This window comes from Aeromonas sp. s10, from assembly GCF_040907975.1.
GTDB classification, from domain to species: domain Bacteria; phylum Pseudomonadota; class Gammaproteobacteria; order Enterobacterales; family Aeromonadaceae; genus Aeromonas; species Aeromonas caviae.
Genome location: NZ_JBFOCV010000023.1, coordinates 1 through 2,896, shown reverse-complemented (window position 1 = coordinate 2,896; position 2,896 = coordinate 1). Strand labels below are relative to the sequence as shown.

4 protein-coding genes and 1 pseudogene are annotated in these 2,896 nt (G+C 63.5%); all 5 read left to right on the top strand.

What is annotated here, in order from left to right; genetic code table 11:
• Positions 1-180: 180 nt before the first annotated feature.
• Positions 181-1,212 carry a phage major capsid protein, P2 family gene (locus AB5Y59_RS05520; protein ID WP_319884107.1) on the top strand — a complete coding sequence of 344 codons (1,032 nt, stop codon included), beginning with the start codon at positions 181-183 and terminating at the stop codon, positions 1,210-1,212.
• Positions 1,213-1,221: 9 nt separating this feature from the next.
• Positions 1,222-2,004: a phage terminase small subunit gene (gpM, locus tag AB5Y59_RS05515; RefSeq protein ID WP_368211615.1), complete on the top strand. Its 783-nt coding sequence runs from the start codon at positions 1,222-1,224 to the stop codon at positions 2,002-2,004.
• Positions 2,005-2,101: 97 nt separating this feature from the next.
• Positions 2,102-2,572: a head completion/stabilization protein gene (locus AB5Y59_RS05510; protein ID WP_368211614.1), complete on the top strand. Its 471-nt coding sequence runs from the start codon at positions 2,102-2,104 to the stop codon at positions 2,570-2,572.
• Positions 2,572-2,775 carry a tail protein X gene (locus AB5Y59_RS05505; protein ID WP_025327452.1) on the top strand — a complete coding sequence of 68 codons (204 nt, stop codon included), beginning with the start codon at positions 2,572-2,574 and terminating at the stop codon, positions 2,773-2,775. The genes AB5Y59_RS05510 and AB5Y59_RS05505 overlap by 1 nt, the downstream gene beginning before the upstream one ends.
• A 2-nt stretch (positions 2,776-2,777) precedes the next feature.
• Positions 2,778-2,896 (top strand): annotated as a pseudogene (locus AB5Y59_RS05500) (conjugal transfer protein TraR); the annotation flags it as partial.

The following is a 2,896-nucleotide window of genomic DNA, read 5'->3' as shown; positions in this document are numbered from 1 at the left end:
AAGTTCACCGAGCAGGCCCAGACCCTCACCGAGCTGACCAACAAGCAGGACGCCACCGCCAAGGCGCTGGCCGACCTCACCGCCAAGCTGGAGGGCCAGGAAGCGTTCAACCAGCAACGCCCGCCCGCCACCGGTGGCGATAGCGCCTCCATTCAAACCGACTGCTAAGGACCATGCCCAATGCGTAACGAAACCCGCCAGAAGTTCAACGAGTTCACCAACCAGGTGGCCAAACTCAACGCTATCACCAGCGCCATGGTGCAGTTCAACGTGCAGCCCAGCGTCCAGCAGACCCTGGAAACCAAAATGCAGGAGTCGGTCGCCTTCCTCGGCATGATCAACGTCACCCCTGTCGATGAGATGAAAGGCCAAAAGGTCGGTATCGGCATCACCAGCACCATCGCCGGTCGCACCAACACCGACACCAAAGACCGCCAGCCCAACAGCCCGCACGGTCTCTACGACCAGAGCTACGAATGCGCCCAGACCAACTTCGACACCCAGATTGGCTACGGCCAGATCGACGCCTGGGCCAAGTTCCCCGACTTCCAGACCCGTGTCCGTGACGCCATCCTCACCCGTCAGGGGCTGGACCGCATCATGATTGGCTGGCATGGCACCAGCGCCGCCGCCGACACCGACCGCAACGCCAACCCCCTGCTGCAAGACGTCAACATCGGCTGGCTGCAACACATCCGCACCGACGCCCCGGCCCAGGTCATGAGCGAAGGAACCGAGGGCAGCGGCAAGATTTACGTCGATGCCACCGACGGCGATTACAAAAACATCGACGCCCTGGTATACGACGTTGTGAACGAGCTGATCAAACCCTGGTATCAGGACGATACCGACCTGGTGGTCATCTGTGGCCGCAAGATGCTCTCCGACAAATACTTCCCCATCATCAACGATGCGGGCGACAACCAGAACAAACTGGCTGGTCAGGTGCTGGTGAGCCAGAAGCAAATCGGTGGCCTCAAGGCTGTGCGCGTCCCCTTCTTCCCCGAAGACAAGCTGCTCATCACCAAGCTCAGCAACCTCTCCATCTACTGGCAGACCGGCGCCCGCCGTCGTCACATCGACGACGAGCCCAAGCGCAACCGCATCGTCAACTACGAAAGCACCAACGACGCCTACGTGGTCGAGGACTACGACTGCGCCGCCCTGGTCGAAAACATCGTCATCGGGCCGAATCCGGCCCCTGGCGAGTAAGGGGGTGACATGACTCCCGCCCGCCGCCACCGCGAAAGAGCACTGGCCGCCCTGCAAGGGGCGGCCAATCCCCAATTCGACCAGGCCCGCGCCAACGCCTACGAGCTGCAGCTGATGCAGTTGGCCGAACACCGCCGCACCCTCAAGGGCATCCAGAGCATCGAGCGCAAGATCGACGCCAAGCGCACCATGCTGCCGGTCTACACGCCGTGGATTGATGGCCTGCTGGCCGCCGACCGGGGCGGACAAGATGACGTCCTCGTCACCGTCATGCTCTGGACCCTCGACACCGGCGATCTCGAAGGGGCCTTCAACATGGCCGATTACGTGATCCGCCACGGCCTCAGTACCCCGGACCGCTATGAGCGCACCGCCGCCACCCTGATCGCCGAAGAGGTCGCCGACACCGGCATCAAGCTGCAAGAGGCAGGCGCAGGCCCCAGTTATGGCCTGCTGTGCGCTTACCTCGAGCTGCTGACCCACTCCGACATCTTCGACCAGGTTCACGCCAAGCTGCACAAGGCCGTGGGCCGCGCCGCCCTGGCCGAAGGGTTCAAGGAGCAGGCTGCCCAGCACTACCGCCGCGCACTCGAACTGCACGACAAGGTGGGCATCAAGAAAGATCTCGAAGTGCTCGAGCGCGACATCAAGAAGGAAAAAGAAGCCGCACAGGCAGCCAAAGCAGCGGAAGAACAGGCAGAAGCAGAACAAGCCGCCAGAGACGCCGAGCAAATGGCAGCCGAAAGCGGCACCACCGAACAGCAGCCCGACGCCACCGGCGGCGGCAGCTAACCGAGCGAACCCCGCACCCTGGGCGGCTCGGGCCTGACGAATGCGTTGCGCATACCAGACGGCCCGACCACCGCCCAACAAGCGGAAAAGGAGCACCATGAGCACCGGATTCATTGCCAATGCCCCCACGTCGCCAGCCGAAGGGGAGATAGACTCCACCACCTTCTGGCCGGCGATCTCGCTGCCTGACCTACGTGACACCGTCCGACTCGATGGCACCGTCACCACGGCCCGCCTCAAGCATGCCGTGATCGACGCCATCACCAGCGTCAACCGGGATCTGGCTGACTGGCGCCGCGCCCGTGAGGCAGAAGGGGTCGCCACCCTGGCCGCCGTACCGGGCGAGGTCATCAATGGCGAATCGGCGTACCTGCACAGCTACCGGCGCGCCATCTATGCCATGACCCGCGCCAACCTGCTGGAGCGTTACACCGACTACAGCGCCACCGGTGATGGCGTCAAAGGGGCCGATGCCAAAATCATCAGCTCTGACGACCTCTACCGCGACGCCCGCTTTGCCATTCGCGACATCCTCGGTACCACCCACATCACCGTGGCGCTCATCTGATGGAGCTGCGCAGCCAACAGGGTGACACCCTCGACCTCATCCTGTTCCGGCACTACGGCTACACCGCAGGCATCACCGAGCAGGTGCTCGCACTCAACCCCGGTTTGGCCGCGCTCGGCCCCATCCTCCCGACCGGAACCCTCATCACAATGCCAGCGGCCCCCACCCAGGCCGAGCAGCCGCTGATCCAGCTATGGGACTGACCATGAGCCGCCTCGACGATGAACTCGAACGACTGGCCGACATCAGCGAGCAGCAACTCGCTGCCCGCATCCACGCCGCCCGCATCAGTGGCACCGGCCCGCACTACTGCATCGACTGCGA